The 15,294-nt window shown below is 63.9% G+C and carries 14 protein-coding genes and 1 pseudogene; 12 read left to right on the top strand and 3 right to left on the bottom strand.

What is annotated here, in order from left to right; all coding sequences use genetic code 11:
* From EN949_RS09290 to EN949_RS09275, 4 genes and pseudogenes are all read left to right on the top strand, one after another.
* A pseudogene (locus EN949_RS09290) lies at positions 1-233 on the top strand (3-hydroxyacyl-CoA dehydrogenase family protein); the annotation flags it as partial.
* Between the two features lie 130 nt (positions 234-363).
* A complete protein-coding gene (locus EN949_RS09285) occupies positions 364-1,194 on the top strand; it encodes an ABC transporter ATP-binding protein (protein ID WP_013529863.1) in 831 nt (276 codons plus the stop codon).
* Complete coding sequence (locus EN949_RS09280) at positions 1,191-2,006, top strand: ABC transporter permease (protein WP_063172984.1); 816 nt, start codon at positions 1,191-1,193, stop codon at positions 2,004-2,006. The genes EN949_RS09285 and EN949_RS09280 overlap by 4 nt, the downstream gene beginning before the upstream one ends.
* 38 nt (positions 2,007-2,044) lie before the next feature.
* On the top strand, positions 2,045-3,055 hold the full coding sequence (locus tag EN949_RS09275; protein WP_024505123.1) for an ABC transporter substrate-binding protein: 1,011 nt from the start codon (positions 2,045-2,047) through the stop codon (positions 3,053-3,055).
* A 38-nt stretch (positions 3,056-3,093) separates the two neighbouring features.
* On the opposite strand, the gene EN949_RS09270 is transcribed toward EN949_RS09275, so the two are convergent.
* The gene (locus EN949_RS09270) at positions 3,094-3,519 is read right to left on the bottom strand and encodes a hypothetical protein (RefSeq protein WP_127366119.1); all 426 of its coding nucleotides are present in this window, start codon (positions 3,517-3,519) and stop codon (positions 3,094-3,096) included.
* Positions 3,520-3,673: 154 nt separating this feature from the next.
* Here EN949_RS09270 and EN949_RS09265 point away from each other — a divergent pair, with 154 nt between their 5' ends.
* The 8 genes from EN949_RS09265 to EN949_RS09230 all read left to right on the top strand — a co-directional run bounded on the left by EN949_RS09265 (position 3,674) and on the right by EN949_RS09230 (position 12,126).
* Positions 3,674-4,648 (top strand): BMP family protein, encoded by a 975-nt coding sequence (locus EN949_RS09265; RefSeq protein ID WP_023809929.1) that lies wholly within the window; start codon positions 3,674-3,676, stop codon positions 4,646-4,648.
* Positions 4,649-4,724: 76 nt separating this feature from the next.
* Positions 4,725-6,293, top strand: coding sequence for an ABC transporter ATP-binding protein (locus EN949_RS09260; protein ID WP_027163702.1), 1,569 nt, complete (start codon positions 4,725-4,727; stop codon positions 6,291-6,293).
* Entirely contained in the window at positions 6,290-7,387 is a 1,098-nt protein-coding gene (locus EN949_RS09255) for an ABC transporter permease (RefSeq protein ID WP_127366122.1), read from the top strand. The genes EN949_RS09260 and EN949_RS09255 overlap by 4 nt, the downstream gene beginning before the upstream one ends.
* A gap of 3 nt (positions 7,388-7,390) precedes the next feature.
* Positions 7,391-8,326 carry an ABC transporter permease gene (locus EN949_RS09250; protein ID WP_027039488.1) on the top strand — a complete coding sequence of 312 codons (936 nt, stop codon included), beginning with the start codon at positions 7,391-7,393 and terminating at the stop codon, positions 8,324-8,326.
* Between the two features lie 47 nt (positions 8,327-8,373).
* A complete protein-coding gene (locus EN949_RS09245; RefSeq protein ID WP_013529871.1) occupies positions 8,374-9,180 on the top strand; it encodes a 4-pyridoxolactonase in 807 nt (268 codons plus the stop codon).
* A gap of 25 nt (positions 9,181-9,205) precedes the next feature.
* Positions 9,206-10,384, top strand: a complete 1,179-nt coding sequence (locus EN949_RS09240; RefSeq protein WP_063168890.1) for an alanine--glyoxylate aminotransferase family protein — start codon at positions 9,206-9,208, stop codon at positions 10,382-10,384.
* Between the two features lie 33 nt (positions 10,385-10,417).
* Complete coding sequence (locus tag EN949_RS09235; RefSeq protein WP_013529873.1) at positions 10,418-11,164, top strand: SDR family NAD(P)-dependent oxidoreductase; 747 nt, start codon at positions 10,418-10,420, stop codon at positions 11,162-11,164.
* A gap of 125 nt (positions 11,165-11,289) precedes the next feature.
* Positions 11,290-12,126, top strand: coding sequence for a sulfite exporter TauE/SafE family protein (locus EN949_RS09230; RefSeq protein ID WP_127366123.1), 837 nt, complete (start codon positions 11,290-11,292; stop codon positions 12,124-12,126).
* Between the two features lie 21 nt (positions 12,127-12,147).
* Here the strand turns inward: EN949_RS09230 and EN949_RS09225 are convergent, their stop codons facing one another.
* Positions 12,148-13,497 carry an HlyD family type I secretion periplasmic adaptor subunit gene (locus EN949_RS09225; protein WP_127371351.1) on the bottom strand — a complete coding sequence of 450 codons (1,350 nt, stop codon included), beginning with the start codon at positions 13,495-13,497 and terminating at the stop codon, positions 12,148-12,150.
* Positions 13,494-15,263 (bottom strand): type I secretion system permease/ATPase, encoded by a 1,770-nt coding sequence (locus EN949_RS09220; RefSeq protein ID WP_063168888.1) that lies wholly within the window; start codon positions 15,261-15,263, stop codon positions 13,494-13,496. The genes EN949_RS09225 and EN949_RS09220 overlap by 4 nt, the downstream gene beginning before the upstream one ends.
* Between the last annotated feature and the right edge of the window lie 31 nt (positions 15,264-15,294).

Here is a 15,294-nt window from a genome sequence, read left to right as displayed (position 1 = left end):
TCGATATGGCGGGGCTGGATATCTACAAATCCGTCTCGTCCTTCCTGAATGCCGATCTCTCCAACCGCGACGATGTGGCGCCGATGGTTCTGGAGAAGACGGCTGCGTCGAAATTCGGCATCAAGTCGGGCGAGGGCATGTTTGCCTACACGCCCGAGCAGACAAAGGCGCTGCAAGGTGAACGGGCGCGCAAGCTCGTCGCGGTGCGGCGCATCCTGGAAGGCCGGGAGTAGCCAATGTCACATGGTGCGCAGAGGGCCAGCCGGTTTGAGGAGTTCCACCGGTCGGCTGTTTGTGTGAAGGGCGCCTTCGCCATCAAGATGGTGCGGGTGCGGCAGAAAACAGCGCGTGGGGCGACAAGCCATGCGCATTGAAACCATCCGAGCCGCCGGCGACAGGCCGGCCCATATCCGCCATGACGATCTAATCTCCGCCAAGGGCGTTTCGGTGGTCATGGCCCGTCAGCTGATCCTCAGGAACATCGATCTTTCGGTGCCAAAGGGATCATTCGTTTCCCTTATCGGTCCTTCCGGATGTGGCAAGAGCACCTTGCTCAAGGTGCTGGCCGGGCTGGTGCAGCCTACCCAGGGCAGCGTTTCGATCGCCGGGCTCGCGCCGGTCGAGGCGGCGCGCAAGCGGATGATCGGCCTCGTCTTCCAGGACGCCAACCTGCTCCCCTGGAAAAACGCCGTCGACAATGCCTCGATGCTGCTCGGCATCGCCGACAAGTCGCTCTCGCGCTCGGATCTGCGGGCGCGCGGGCAGGAGATGCTGGAACTGGTGGGGCTGGGCGACAGCGCCCACAAGCGGCCAAACGAGCTGTCGGGCGGCATGCGGCAGCGGGTCGCCATTGCACGGGCCCTGGCGCTCGATCCGGCGGTCCTGCTGATGGACGAACCGTTCGGCGCGCTCGATGCCATCACCCGCGATTCGATGGGCCAGTCGCTGCTGGAGATCTGGCAGCGGACCGGTAAGACGATCGTGCTCGTCACCCATTCCATCGACGAGGCCATCCATCTGTCGCGCCATGTTCACGTGCTGGGGATCAAGCCGGGACGGATCACCGAGAGCCTCGACATTGCGCTGCCTTACCCGCGCGACCTGTCGGTCACCGAAGATCCGGAGTTCGTCAGGCTGGTGGTCCAGTTGCGAACGATGCTGCGCTCCAGCCATCAACCGGGAGGCGCGTCTTGAGCGACCAACCCATCACCAACCTTTCCGAGCCGCGCCTCGCCTCCAGCTGGAGTGCGGCGACCGGCAGCTGGCTGCCGGCTGTCATCCTCCTGCTGGTGACGGTCGTGCTGTGGGAAGCCGCGGTGCGGATCTTTGCCATATCCGCCTTCATCATTCCCGCCCCGTCCGAGATCGCGAAGTCGCTGGTGGCGCAATGGGGCACGCTGATGCAGGCGACGCTGGTGACGGCGGGCGAGATCCTGTTCGGCTTCCTGGTCTCGGTCGTGGTCGGCATTGCCATTGCGCTGGTCATCGTGCGCTTCGATTGGTTGGGACGCGCGCTGTATCCACTGGTGGTGCTGTTCCAGAACGTGCCGAAAGTCGCGCTCGCGCCGATCTTCATCCTCTGGTTCGGCTATGGGCTGGCGCCCAAAATCGGCCTGATCCTGGTCATCGCCTTCTTCCCGGTGACGCTGTCGATGCTGGCGGGCATGCAATCGGTCGACCGCTCGCTGCTGTCGCTGATGAATTCCGTCGGGGCCAGCCCGACGCAGATCCTGTTCAGGATCCGCGTTCCGCACTCGCTGCCGAACCTGATGGCCGGAACCAAGATCGCCGCCACGTTGAGCGTGATCGGCGCCATCGTCGGTGAGTTCGCCGGGGCGTCGGACGGTCTCGGCTACGTCATCCAGTTCGCGTCGACCCAGCTCGACACGGCGCTGGTCTTCGCAGCGCTGCTGCTCGTTTCCGTGCTTGGCATCGCCTTCTACTACGCCGCCGAAATCCTAGAACGCATCGTGGTGCCGTGGGCGCCGAAATTCAGCCAATCCTAGGCCCGCTCGATCAACCAATTCATAAAAGGGAACAAAAAATGCTGAGACGCTCACTTATCAAGGCCGCTACCTTCGCGGCGTTTGTTGCAGCACTCGGTTTTTCCAACGCGGCTCTGGCGGCGGACAAGGTCAACGTCCAGCTCGACTGGGTCGTGCGCGGCAATCACGCCATGTTCTTCGTCGGCAAGGAAAAGGGCTTCTTCGCCAAGAACGACATCGATGTGGCCGAGATCCGCAAGGGATCCGGCTCGCCGGACGCGATGCGGCTGGTGGGCAATGAGAACGCGGATTTCGGGTTCGGCGATCTTCCCACGCTTGCCGTCGCACGGTCGCAGAATGTCCCGGTCGTGGCGCTGGCAGCCGTCAATCAGCACTCGCCGCTGGGGATCATTTCGCTGGCCAAGACGCTGAAGCTCACCAAGCCGTCCGACCTCAAGGGACTGACCATCGGCATTCATCCGGCCGGTTCCACCTACATCTTCTTCAAAGGCTTCCTGGCCGCCAATGGCCTGACCGAAAAGGACATGACGCTGAACAGCGTCTCGCCTCCCTATGAAAGCTATTTGCTGCTTGGCCGGGTTCAGACGGTCGTCGGCTATATCGATGCGGAGGTTCCCGAACTGGAAGCGAAGGCCGGGGGCCCGGGCTCGCTCAGCATCATGATGGGGGCGGACTATGGGTGGAAAGCCTATGGCTCCGGCCTGTTCACCTCGCAGGCGATGATCAAGGACAAGCCGGACGTCGTGCGCCGCTTCGTCAAGGCATATAGGGAGGCCTTCGACTATGTCGTGGCTCATCCGGAAGAGGCCGCCGAGATCACCGCCAAGGCAGCGCCCGGCTATGCGGACAAGAAGGACGTACTGCTGGCGCAGATCAACGCCGACATCGCCTCGACGTTCACCAGCCCCGACACCAAGGAACACGGTCTCGGCTGGATGACGAAGACGCAGTGGGAGGAGACTCTGAAGACGCTGACGGACCAGGGCGTGCTCAAGGCGGCTCTGTCGGCGGACGACGTCTTCACCGACGCGTTCCTGGCGAAAGAATAAGAGGCTCGCGATGTTCGAACGGACGCAGGAATGAGCGCCTACCGGCAGACCAGGCTGTCCTGCGCCATGGCGCAGGACACATCACGCTCGCCTTTCGCCGCATCGGTGCGGTCGAGCGTGATCTGCACGCGGGTAGCATATGTTCGGCTCGCCAGACCGCACCACAGCCGCTCGACGGGCAGGTTCTCGCGCTTGTCGTTGAGGATCGTGAACGTGCCGGTCTTCGCATCGAACCAGAGCTCGACGCGGGTCTTCTTGCCCGGCTCGATCGCTGCGATCCCGGCCGAATACCAGTGGGCGAAGTCGGCGTTGCAGGAGAGGCCTTCGCTGCCCGCATTCGAAATCGTCAACGGAACCATGTCGAGCCCGTCAGTGCCGGTGCGGACGGCGACATGGTGCAACTCAACCGCGTTGGCGAAGGACGATAACGCCAGCATCACCGGAAGGGCATAACGGATCTTCACTTTGCCTGAGCTCCACAATGTAATTTTTCCTAGGCAGTCTATCTCGCTTTCGCGCAATAACAATAAGAATATTGATTGGTGAAACAACAGAGAGGGTAACATGTTAAAGCTTCTTAAGAGCAGTGTAAGTGCAGTTATATTAGCCGGTGTCTTGATGAGCGGCGCGCTTGCCGGCGAGGTCAAGTCGATCGCCATCCTCACGCCCGAAGAAGGCACGGACTATGGCTGGAACCAGCAAGGCATCGATGCCGCCAAGGCGGCTGGCAAGGCCGCCGGCGTCGAAGTGGTCGTGGCCCAGGGCCTCGGCTATGGCGATGTTCGTCCGACCTTGCGGGAACTTGCCTCCGACGGCGCCAGCCTGCTGATCGCGCATGCCAGCGGCTACAACACCTCGGCGCCTGAAATCGCCAAGGAATTGAAAGTTCCTGTGGCAATCGTCGACACGCCAGCCGGCCTGGAGAAGGGCCTTGTCGCCGACTATACGCTGAGCGGCCACGAGGGCGCCTATCTCGCCGGCCGTCTCGCCGCCAAGGTGTCGCGTTCCAAGTCGGTCGGCATCGTGGTGTCGGGCGAACCGCCATCGTGGAATTCGCAGTCGGCGGCGTTCGCGCAAGGCGTGAAGGCGGAGAACCCGGACGTCAAGATCACCTACGCGGTGATCGGCCCGGCCGCCTACAGCGATGCGGCCGGCGGCAAGCGCGTCACCGAAAGCGTGATCGCGTCGGGCGCCGACATCATCTTCGGCCAAGGCAACGGTTCGAGCTTCGGCATGCTGCAGGCGGTCGAGACAACCAAGGCAGCCGATGGCGGCAAGGTCTATTTCATCGACGTCATCGGCGACAAGTCACCGATCGACAAGGGCTTCCTGCTGTCGTCGGTGGTGTGGAACATCGAGCCGGTCTATGCGGCGATGATTGCCGACCTGAAGGCGGACACGTTCGGCACCAAACACTATACGATCGGCCTCAAGGACGACTCGGTCAAGTTGCTGAAGACCGCTGCGATCCCGGACAATGTCTGGACGGAAATCCAGGCGCTGCGCGAGGACGTCATTTCCGGCAAGATCAAGGTCGAGCCGGTCTATGACGCGGCCGCCGTAAGGGCACTGATGACCAGCGTCGCCCAGTAAGGCGATCATGGTCGGCTGCCGGAGGGGTGATCCGTTCGCCCCTCCGGACGATTCCTGTTTTTTGGTGCTGGGCTTCATGAGCGGTTTTTCTTCATCGTCCGTTGCCGGGCGCGACATCGTCGCGCTTGAAGGCGTGACCAAACGGTTCCCCGGCATCGTTGCCAATGACAGCGTCGACCTGTCGATCCGCCCGGGCGAAGTGCATGTGCTGCTGGGCGAGAACGGCGCTGGAAAATCGACATTGATCGGCATGTTGTCCGGCCTGCAGCAGCCTGACGAAGGACGCATACTGGTCGACGGCAAACCGACGCCGATCACCTCGCCACGCCATGCGCTGGCACTCGGCATAGGCACCGTATTCCAGCACATGATGCTGGTGCCGACGCTGACGGTGGCGGAGAACCTCCTGCTTGGCGGGCCGTGGTGGCAGCGCCCCAGGACCGAGGAACTGGCGGCGCGCGTCGCCGAGATCACCGGCACGCTCGGCATCACCGTCAAGCTTCAAGCCAAGGTATCGGAGTTGTCGCTCGGCGAGCAGCAGCAGGTCGAGATCCTGCGCGCGATGCTGCGCAACAGCCGGCTGCTCATCCTTGACGAGTCCACCTCCATGCTGACGCCGAAAGGTATCGACGAACTGGGCGCGCTGATGCGCCGCCTTGTCGAGCAGGGCCTTGCGATCGTCTTCATCACCCACAAGCTCAAGGAGGCGGCTGCCTTCGGCGACCGCATCTCGGTGCTGAAGCTTGGCCGCAAGGTCGGCGAGATTCCACCCGAGCGGTTTCGCACGCTGGGCGAACAGGAGATCGTCTCGGAGATCGTGGAATTGATGTTCGGCAAGCAGAAGGATGACCCGGAAGCCGTCGAGCGTCCTGTCCGCACTGCCCGCGCCGGCGCTGACCCGCTGCTTCAGGTGACGGACCTGGCGGTAGCGGCGACGGACAATGCGCCGGGCCTGTCGTCGATCTCCTTCGACATCCGCCCGGGCGAGATCCTCGGCATAGCCGGCATCGACGGCAACGGCCAGAAGCAGCTGGCGGAAGCGCTGGCCGGCCAGCGTACAGCCACAAGCGGCTCGGTGCGGCTGGACGGCGCCGCCATCGAGACGCTGAGCGTCGGCGAGCGCCGCCGGCGCGGCCTTCGCTACCTGACCGACGACCGGCTGGGCGAGGGCACTGTCGGCACCTTCCCGGTCTCGATCAATTTCTTCCTCAAGCAGGTCGGCGCGGCCCCGTTCTGGCGCAACGGCGTCGAGCAGCGCGCGGAGATCGACAAGCGCGCCGCCCAACTCGTGCGCGAATACGACGTGCGCACGCCGAGCCTGAAGACGCCCGTCGCGCGGCTGTCCGGCGGCAACATCCAGAAGGTGCTTCTGGCACGGGAACTGGCTGAAGGCGCCAAGGTGGTGATCTTCAACAAGCCGACCTATGGGCTCGATCTCGCCAACACATTGGCGTCGCGCCAGCGCATTCGCGATACGGCGGCGCGTGGCCTTGCCGTGCTGCTGATCTCCACCGACCTCGAGGAATTGCTTGGCATGTGCGACCGCATCGCCGTCATCGCCGACGGCGCTTTGGTCGGCACCGTCGAGAACGTAGACGACGCCCGCACAAAGGTCGGTCGCCTGATGATCGGACTTGCCGCATGAGCATCGACACCGCACCCACGGTCAGCGCCACCGCACTCGATGCCACGAGCGGGGCAGCGACGCGCCGCGACATCCTGCATCGGCTGCTGATGACGCTCGGCCCGATCCTTATCGCGCTGGTCATAGCCGGCTGTATCCTGCTTGCCGTCGGCGTCGACCCGCTGGCCTATTATGGCTTCGTGCTGGAGAAGGGACTGTTCTCGATGCTCGGCATCCAGCAGACACTGACGCGCATGGCGCCGCTGCTGTTTCTCGCCGCCGGCCTGATCGTCGCCTTTCGCGCCGGCATGTGGAATCTGGGCGGCGACGGCCAGTTCCTGCTTGGCGCGGTGACGGCGGCTGCCAGCGCTCCCGTGTTCGTGCAGATCATGCCAGCCTGGCTGGCGCTGGTCTGCTCGTTCCTCATCGCCATGGTGGTGGCGATGATCTGGTCGCTGGTGCCGGCGCTGCTGCGTGCCTATCAGGGCGTCAACGAGATCATCACCACCCTGATGATGACGTTCCTCGGCACCTCGCTCGCCAATGTGCTGGTCAAGCTGGCGTTTCGCGACCCAAGCACGACCGTGCCGCAGACGCGCACGCTGCCGGTGGAGGACCGGCTGCCGCGCCTGTTCGAAACGACCATCACCAGTGGCCTGCTGCTTGGGCTGGCGGCGATCGTCATCGTGCATCTGGTGATGACGCGCACGGCGTTCGGGCTGAAGCTGAGGATCGTCGGCGCCAATCCACGAGCGGCGGTTCACTCGGGGCTCGGCGTTCCCGGCCTGACCGTCGCCGTCTTCGCCATTTCGGCCGGGCTGGCCGGGCTTGCCGGCGCCGTCGACATCATCGGCGTCCAGGGCAATGTCCGCGCCGACTGGAATCCCGCCTACGGGCTTGCCGTAATACCCGCCGTGTTTCTCGCCCGTATGAACGGCTTTGCGGCCATCGGCTTCGTATTCCTGCTTTCGGTGCTTTCGATCGGCGGCGAGAGCGCGGCGCGCCGGCTCGGCGTGCCCAATCATTTCACGCTGGTGCTGGTTTCCATCGTGCTGATCGTGCTCGCGCTCGCCGAATATTTCGATCACCGATACAACCAGTCGCGGAGGGCCTAGGGCATGACCGGGCTGTTCAGCGAGGTCTTTCTCAGCGCGCTGCTGTTCGGCGCCGTCACCGCAGCGATCCCGCTGCTGCTTGCCGGGCTCGGCGAGCAGATCTCCGAGAAGGCTGGCGTGCTCAATATCGGCATCGAAGGCATGATGCTGGCCGGCGCCTATCTCGGCTTTGTCGGCGCTTTCTATTCCGGGTCGCTGTGGCTGGGCTTTCTCACCGGCGCCGCCGGGGGTGCTGCGGTGGCGCTTGTCATGGCGCTGCTTTGCGTGCGCATCGGGCTCAACCAGATCGTCATCGGCATCGCGCTGACCTTGGGGCTGGAAGGCCTGACGGCGCTGCTCCACCATTTCCAGTTCTCGCGCAGCTACCCGCGCCTGCCCGCGGCGGATGCGACTGTCATTCCGCTGCTTTCGGACATCCCGGTCATCGGGCCTGCATTCTTCAAGCATCATCTGATCGTCTATCTGGCGGTCGCGCTGGTTTTCGGCATGGGCTACATCTACCGGCGCACGCAGCTGGGCCTCAATTTGCAGGCGGCAGGCGACAAGCCGGCCGCGCTCGATGTCGCCGGCATCGATGTCGTGCGGACCCGCACCATCGCCGTGCTGACGACCGGAGCGCTGGCCGGGCTCGGGGGCGCGTATCTCGCCAATGTCGGGGCCGGCCTGTTCATTCCGTTCATCACCAATGGCGCGGGCTTTCTCGGCATCGTGCTGGCCATGCTGGCGCGCGGTCGCCCGATCTGGGTGCTGTTCGGCGCGTTGCTGTTCGGTGTCTGCCTTTCGCTGACGACGGCCATGCAAGTGGCCGGCATCAACATACCGACCGACATCATCCAGATGCTGCCGTTCCTGGCGGTGATGATCATGCTGGTGCTGTTCGGCCGGCGCGCCAGCCTGCCGGCGGCGCTCGGCATTCCATATGAGCGCGGCGCGCGCTGAGGACAATTCATGCGCGGACGGGACCCGCGCCAATAAAGGAGGCAAGAATGTCGGATACCAAGGTCTACCTGCTCGACGGCGGCTCGCTCGTTCTCGACGGCTATCATGTGTTCTGGAACCGCGGCCCTGGCGGCGAAGTGCGCTTCCCCGTCTATTCGATCCTGATCGAACATGCCGAGGGCCGGTTCCTCATCGACACCGGCTACGACTACGATCACGTGATGAAGGTGCTGCCGTTCGAAAAGCCGATCCAGGAAAAGCACCAGACCATTCCCGGTGCGCTGGCGCTGCTCGGCCTCGAGCCGAAGGACATCGACGTCGTCGTCAATTCGCATTTCCACTTCGATCATTGCGGCGGCAACAAGTATTTTCCGCACGCCAAGAAGATCTGCCACCGGACCGAGGTGCCGCAGGCGTGCAATCCCGAACCTTTCGAGCACCTCGGCTATTCCGATCTGAGTTTTTCGGCGGAGGCTGCCGAAGCGCGTGGCGCGACCGGGCAATTGCTTGCGGGAACGACACGGGCGAATTCGACCTTTGAAGGCATCGATGGCGACGTCGAGCTTGCCAGGGGCGTCCGGCTGATCTCGACGCCCGGCCATTCGATCGGCCATTACAGCCTGCTGGTCGAGTTCCCCAAGCGCAAGCCGATCATGTTCACGATCGATGCGGCCTATACGCAGAAGAGCCTCGAGACGCTGTGCCAGGCGGCCTTCCACATCGATCCGGTGGCGGGCGTCAATTCGATGCGCAAGGTGAAGAAACTCGCCGAAGACCATGGCGCCGAGCTGATGTACTCGCACGACATGGACAACTTCAAGACCTACAAGACCGGCACGCAATTCTACGGCTGACCGCCGCCAATCCGGAGACAAGACGATGCGCTATCTCGAACACGCCGATCCGGTCATCACCCTGACCGCGGGACCGGTGAACGCCTATGCCGAAGTGCTGCGCGGTCTCGGCCGCACGGTGCTCTACGACTACGACCCGGCGTTCCAGCTTTTCTATGAGGGTGTGGTCGACAAGGCGCAAAAGGCGATGCGGCTGTCGAACAAGCCGGTCATCCTGCATGGCGAGCCGGTGCTTGGCCTGGAGGCCGCCGCGGCCTCGCTGATCACGCCGGACGATGTCGTGCTCAACCTTGCCTCCGGCGTTTACGGCAAGGGGTTCGGCTATTGGGCGAAGCGCTATTCGCCACATCTGCTTGAGATCGAGGTGCCCTACAACGAGGCGATAGATCCGCAGGCGGTCGAGGCAATGCTGAAGGCGCACCCGGAGATCACCGTCGTTTCCGTCTGCCACCACGACACGCCGTCCGGCACCATCAATCCGATCGACGCCATCGGCGCGCTGGTCTCAGCGCATGGCGGCTATCTCATCGTCGACGCCGTCTCGTCCTTTGGCGGCATGCAGACGCACCCGGAGGACTGCAAGGCCGATATCTATGTCACCGGCCCGAACAAATGCCTGGGCGCGCCTCCCGGCCTGACGATGATGGGCGTCAGCGAGCGGGCCTGGGCCAAGATGAAGAGCAACGAGGCAGCCCCCCGCGCGTCGATGCTGAGCATCGTCGACTGGGAGCATGCGTGGTCGCGGGATAAGCCGTTTCCGTTCACGCCGTCGGTCTCGGAGATCAACGGGCTCGATGTCGCGCTCGACCTCTATCTCAATGAGGGACCGGAGGCGGTATGGGCGCGCCACGCGCTCACCGCCAAGGCCATGCGCGCGGGCATTGCTGCGATGGGCCTGTCGATCTGGGCGGCCAGCGACAGCATCGCGTCGCCGACCACGACCGCTGTCCGCACGCCCGAAGGTGTCGACGAGAAGGCGCTTCGCCAGGCTGCCCGCGCCCGTTACGGGGTGGTGTTTTCGTCTGGCCGCGGCGAGACCTTGGGCAAGCTGACGCGCATCGGCCATATGGGTCCGACCGCCCAGCCGATCTATGCGATCGCGGCGCTGACGGCACTTGGCGGCGCCATGAACGCGGCCGGCCAGAAACTGGCGATCGGCAGGGGTATCGACGCGGCGCTGGCCGTGATCGACGCCGACGCCTGAACAGATATCACCACGGATTGAGGGAGCATTTTCATGACTGAACGGCTTGCGGGGAAGACGGCCCTGGTTACGGGCGCTGCGCAGGGTATCGGCAAGGCGATCGCCGCGCGGCTCGCCGCCGACGGGGCAACCGTCATCGTCAGCGACATCAATGCCGAAGGCGCCAAGGCGGCGGCCGCGGCAATAGGCGGAAGGGCGAGGGCGATTGCCGCCGACATTTCCGATCCGGCCTCCGTCAAGGCACTCTTCGCCGAAATCCAGACCCTGACCGGGGGCATCGACATCCTGGTCAACAATGCCAGCATCGTGCCGTTCGTCGCCTGGGACGATGTCGACCTCGACCATTGGCGCAAGATCATCGACGTCAATTTGACAGGCACCTTCATCGTCAGCCGCGCCGGCACGGACCAGATGCGTGCGGCAGGCAAAGCTGGGCGGGTGATCAGCATCGCATCCAACACCTTCTTTGCCGGCACGCCGAACATGGCGGCCTATGTCGCGGCCAAGGGTGGCGTCATCGGCTTCACCAGGGCGCTCGCCACCGAACTCGGCAAATACAACATCACCGCCAATGCGGTGACGCCCGGCCTGATCGAGAGCGACGGCGTCAAGGCGAGCCCGCACAATGAGGCGTTCGGCTTCGTCGAGATGCTTCAGGCGATGAAAGGCAAGGGGCAGCCGGAACATATCGCCGATGTGGTCTCGTTCCTGGCCTCCGACGATGCGCGCTGGATCACCGGCCAGACGCTCAATGTCGACGCCGGGATGGTGCGCCACTAAAGCATTCCGCACCCCAAACCCCTGTACGCTTTCGGGCGATCTGCACCCAGGTCGCGACGGGCGGACAGGCGCGGCCAAAAAATGTATTCGCAAGGCCGCAGTCGGCCAATCAAGGAAAAATCACAGTGGACTTCGGATTCGACACGTCGGTTTTCGACGGGCTGACGATTGCAATGCTGGTCGCCGGTCTGGCCATGACCGGAATGGCCTCCGGCGTGCTCGCCGGTCTGCTGGGGGTCGGCGGCGGCATCGTCATCGTCCCGGTGCTGTTCTGGGTGCTTAGCCTGTTCCACTTTTCGCCTGCTGTGATCAGCCATCTGGCTGTCGCGACGTCGCTTGCGGTCATCATCCCCACCTCGATCTCGTCAATGCGGTCGCACAACAGGCGCAACAATGTCGATCGGCCTCTGCTCACTCTGTGGGGACCGGCCGTTTTCGTGAGTGCCCTGATCGGTGGCATCACGTCGAAGTTCATCCCGGGCGCCGGCTTGCGGCTGGTTTTCGGCGTCGTCGGCCTGCTGGTGGCCCTCAACATGGCGTTGCCGAAGCACCTCGTGATCTCCGATCACCTGCCGCAAAGCGGCTGGATCAACCGCGCGATCGCCTCTGTCATCGGCTTTGTCTCTTCGCTCATGGGAATCGGTGGCGGCACGCTCTCGGTGCCGACGCTTTCCAGCTTTTCCTTTCCTGTGCACCGGGCCGTCGGCACATCGTCGGCGCTTGGCCTGCTTATTGCGCTTCCGGCAGTGGCTGGCTTCATCTGGTCGGGTCTCGCAATCGCAGGCAGGCCTCCGCTCAGCCTGGGTTACGTCAGCCTGCCGGCGGTTGCCATCATAGCGCCCGTGAGCTTCCTCTTCGCACCCTTGGGCGCAAGGCTCGCCCACGCGCTCAACCCGCGCTACCTGAAACTTGCCTTTGCATTCTTCCTGGCGATCACGGCCGGGCGAATGCTGCTGTCTTGAATTTCGCTGGGCGGCGTACGGCTATTTTTCCCGCATGGCCCGGCGGAAGTTCTGCGTGATCGGCTCGGCGAGATAAGAGAGAACGGTGCGAGCCCCCGTCCGGATCATCGTCTCGCTCGACATGCCGGGCAGCAGCTTGCGGCCCTCCAGCTTGCCGAGTTCGCTTTTGTCGATCACAACCGTCGCGGCGAAATACGGTGCGCCGCTGCGCTCCTCAACCATGCGGTCGGCCGACACGATCTCCACGACACCCTCGAGCGGCGGCAGGTTGTAGCGGGCGAAGGCCGGGAAGCTGACGCGCGCGGGCTGTCCGGGTGCGATCGTCTCGACATCCTCCGGTTTGACCATGGCTTCGACCACGAGTTGTTGTCCGAGCGGTACGATCGTCATCAATGTATCGCCGGGTTTCACGACACCGCCCGCGGTGTGGACCTTCAGATCCATGACGATGCCGTCAACCGGTGCGACGACATCGGTACGGGTAAGCACGTCCCTGGCGGCACGCTCCTCCTGTCTCAGGTCGAACAGTTCCGCCTCGACCTTGCTCAACTCATCGACGGACTCGTTGAGCCGCACGGTGTCGAGGTTCAGGATCTGCATGTCGATCTCGGCCATGGCGCTTCTGGCGCGGGCGATTGCGGCGATGTTGGTGGCGCGCTCGCCCTCGATCTCCTGCTGCTGTCGTCTGAGCAACAGGTTCCGCTCGCGGGTAGTCAGCCCCTTCTTGAGCAGACTCTCGAGGTCTTTGGTTTCACCCTCGATCGCCTCGATCTGTTTGTCCTTGGTGACGATAAGCTCTTCCAGTCCCTTTATCTCCTCCTCGGTCTGGTGGCGGCGCTGGCTGAGGATTTCCTGCTCGTCCGCCAGATTGTGGTGTTTCGCCGCGAACACGTCGCGCTGTGCGGACACCGCGTCCCTTGCGGCGGCGGCGGGGTTGGCGAGCAACGCCGGATCGAACTCGATCTCGGCCCTGCCGTCACGCTCGGCCCTGAGACGCGCGGCCAGCGCCTCGCGCGTTGCTATCCGGTTCTGAATCAGGTCGAGCTGCGCCTTTGCCTGCGTGTCGTCGAGCCGGACGAGGATCTTGCCGGCCTTGACGACATCACCGTTGGCTGCGTTCAACTCCGCGATGATGCCGCCCTCGAGGTGCTGGATCAGCTTGCGGTCGCCGGCGACCTTGATAACGCCCGGCGCCACAGCGGCGCTGTCCAACGGTGCCAGGGCCGCCCAACCTCCCGCGACGCCGAAGAACAGGAACATGATCGCGAACCCGGTGCAGGTCACGCCTGTGAGACGCAGCGGCATCGGTTGCAGCAGGGAGGGCGGCGGAAGGGGCAGCGGCACGACGTTCAATTCCGGGGGGCGGCTCATGCTTCCTTGACCTCTTTGGTTTCCTTGACCACTTCGAGGGCAGGCAACTGGGCAGCCTTGGGCAGATGGGCCACCTTGCTGACGCGGCTGGCGAGTTCGTTGAAGACATGGTCGCGCGGCCCGAAGAGATCTTGCTGACCCCTGTTGAGGACCAGTATCTTGTCTACCTTCTCCAAGATGTTGGCGCGGTGCGCGATCAGGATAACGGTTGTGTTCGTCGCCTTGGCCACGCCGAGAGCGGCAATCAATGCCTCCTCGCCCTCCCTGTCGAGGTTGGAATTGGGTTCGTCGAGGATAAGCAGCGTGGGGTCGCCGTAGAGTGCCCGCGCCAGCCCGATGCGTTGGCGCTGCCCGCCCGACAGTATCGCACCCGCCTCGCCGATCTCGGTGCCGTAGGCCTTCGGCAGCCCCTTGATGAGTTCGTGGACGCCGGCCAACTGCGCTGCCTTGATCACGTGCTGGAAGACCGCCGGATTGACCGTCGCAAAGCGGGCGATGTTGTCGGATACGGTGCCGGCGAAGAGTTCGATGTCCTGCGGCAAATAGCCGACATAACGGCCACGGTCTTCCGCCGCCCATTGGGCAACATCCGTTCCGTCCAGCAAGGCACGCCCCCCCGACGGGCGCCAGGCACCGGCAAGTATGCGCGCCAGGCTCGTCTTGCCGGCCCCGCTCGGACCGATCAGGGCCATCGCTTCACCCGGCTCGAGACGGAAGCTGATGCCTTTCAGGATGTGCTCGCCACCCTGTCGGGCAAGCACAAGGTTGTCGGCCTCAAACCTGCCTTTCGGACGGGGCAGTGGCAGGACCGGTGTGGCTTCCCGGTGCTGTCCGGCGACCGCGGTGAGGCGTTTGTAAGCGGCACGCGCTCCCACCGTCGCCTTCCATGTGCCGATCGCTTGCTCGACCGGTGACAAGGCGCGACCCATCAGGATCGAGGCGGAGATCATGATGCCGGGTGAAGCCTCGTTGCGAAGAACCAGATAGGCGCCGAGGCCGAGTATGGCCATTTGCAGGGCCAGCCGGTGACAACGCGCGATAGCCGCGATGACGCCGCCACGGTTGGCGGCAAGAACCTGTCCCTTGTTGGCCTCGTCCTGTTGGGCCTTCCAGCCTTCCAGCAATGGCTTCAACATGCCCATCGCCTGGACGACCTCGGCGTTGCGGATCGCCGCCTCGGCTTGCACATAGGCCCGCGACTGTGCGCTTGCGGCCTCGGTCAACGGCTTGCGTGTGAGGTATTCGTTGAGCAGCGCCAAAGCAAACAGCACGATCCCGCCGCAAAGCGCCAACCAGCCCAGCCATGGGTGCATGAAGAATATGGCAACGAAGAACAACGGTGCCCAAGGCGCGTCGAGGATCGGGAAGATGCTGGGGCTGGTGAAGAAGTTGCGCACTTGATCCAGGTCGCGCAGCGGACGGGCGTTGGCTTGGCCTGGCGCCGAGGCGGCATATTCCACCGATGCGGTCAGGAGAACCGGTGCCAATCGCGCGTTCATCCACGATCCGACGGTAGCCAGCAGGCGCCCGCGCACCACCTCAAGTCCCGCCATTGCCGCGAGCGCCCCTGCCGCCATCAGCGACAGCATCACCAGCGTCTCCAGGCTGTGGCTGGACAACACGCGGTGGTAGACTTGGAGCATGTAGAGCGCTCCGGTCAGCATCAGCACGTTGATGCCGCCGCTGAACCAGACAAGCGGCCGGATGGCACGTCTGGCCTCTTTCATCACCACCTGCAGGGCAGGGGGCTGTTGTTTGGTTTTCATCGTTATTTCTCTGGTGTGCGGGATGACATCT

The organism is Mesorhizobium sp. M7A.F.Ca.US.007.01.2.1 (genome assembly GCF_003998165.1).
Taxonomy (GTDB): domain Bacteria; phylum Pseudomonadota; class Alphaproteobacteria; order Rhizobiales; family Rhizobiaceae; genus Mesorhizobium; species Mesorhizobium ciceri.
The sequence above is the reverse complement of the archived record's forward strand: the minus strand, read 5'-3'. Positions and strand labels throughout refer to the sequence as shown.

What these genes read in the sequence shown, in the direction of transcription:
- EN949_RS09285 (WP_013529863.1), top strand. Translation starts at nt 364, where the DNA reads ATGCGCATTGAAACCATCCGAGCCGCCGGCGACAGGCCGGCCCATATC.
- EN949_RS09275 (WP_024505123.1), top strand. Translation starts at nt 2,045, where the DNA reads ATGCTGAGACGCTCACTTATCAAGGCCGCTACCTTCGCGGCGTTTGTT.
- EN949_RS09265 (WP_023809929.1), top strand. Translation starts at nt 3,674, where the DNA reads ATGAGCGGCGCGCTTGCCGGCGAGGTCAAGTCGATCGCCATCCTCACG.
- EN949_RS09260 (WP_027163702.1), top strand. Translation starts at nt 4,725, where the DNA reads ATGAGCGGTTTTTCTTCATCGTCCGTTGCCGGGCGCGACATCGTCGCG.
- EN949_RS09255 (WP_127366122.1), top strand. Translation starts at nt 6,290, where the DNA reads ATGAGCATCGACACCGCACCCACGGTCAGCGCCACCGCACTCGATGCC.
- EN949_RS09250 (WP_027039488.1), top strand. Translation starts at nt 7,391, where the DNA reads ATGACCGGGCTGTTCAGCGAGGTCTTTCTCAGCGCGCTGCTGTTCGGC.
- EN949_RS09245 (WP_013529871.1), top strand. Translation starts at nt 8,374, where the DNA reads ATGTCGGATACCAAGGTCTACCTGCTCGACGGCGGCTCGCTCGTTCTC.
- EN949_RS09240 (WP_063168890.1), top strand. Translation starts at nt 9,206, where the DNA reads ATGCGCTATCTCGAACACGCCGATCCGGTCATCACCCTGACCGCGGGA.
- EN949_RS09235 (WP_013529873.1), top strand. Translation starts at nt 10,418, where the DNA reads ATGACTGAACGGCTTGCGGGGAAGACGGCCCTGGTTACGGGCGCTGCG.
- EN949_RS09225 (WP_127371351.1), bottom strand. Translation starts at nt 13,497, where the DNA reads ATGAGCCGCCCCCCGGAATTGAACGTCGTGCCGCTGCCCCTTCCGCCG.
- EN949_RS09220 (WP_063168888.1), bottom strand. Translation starts at nt 15,263, where the DNA reads ATGAAAACCAAACAACAGCCCCCTGCCCTGCAGGTGGTGATGAAAGAG.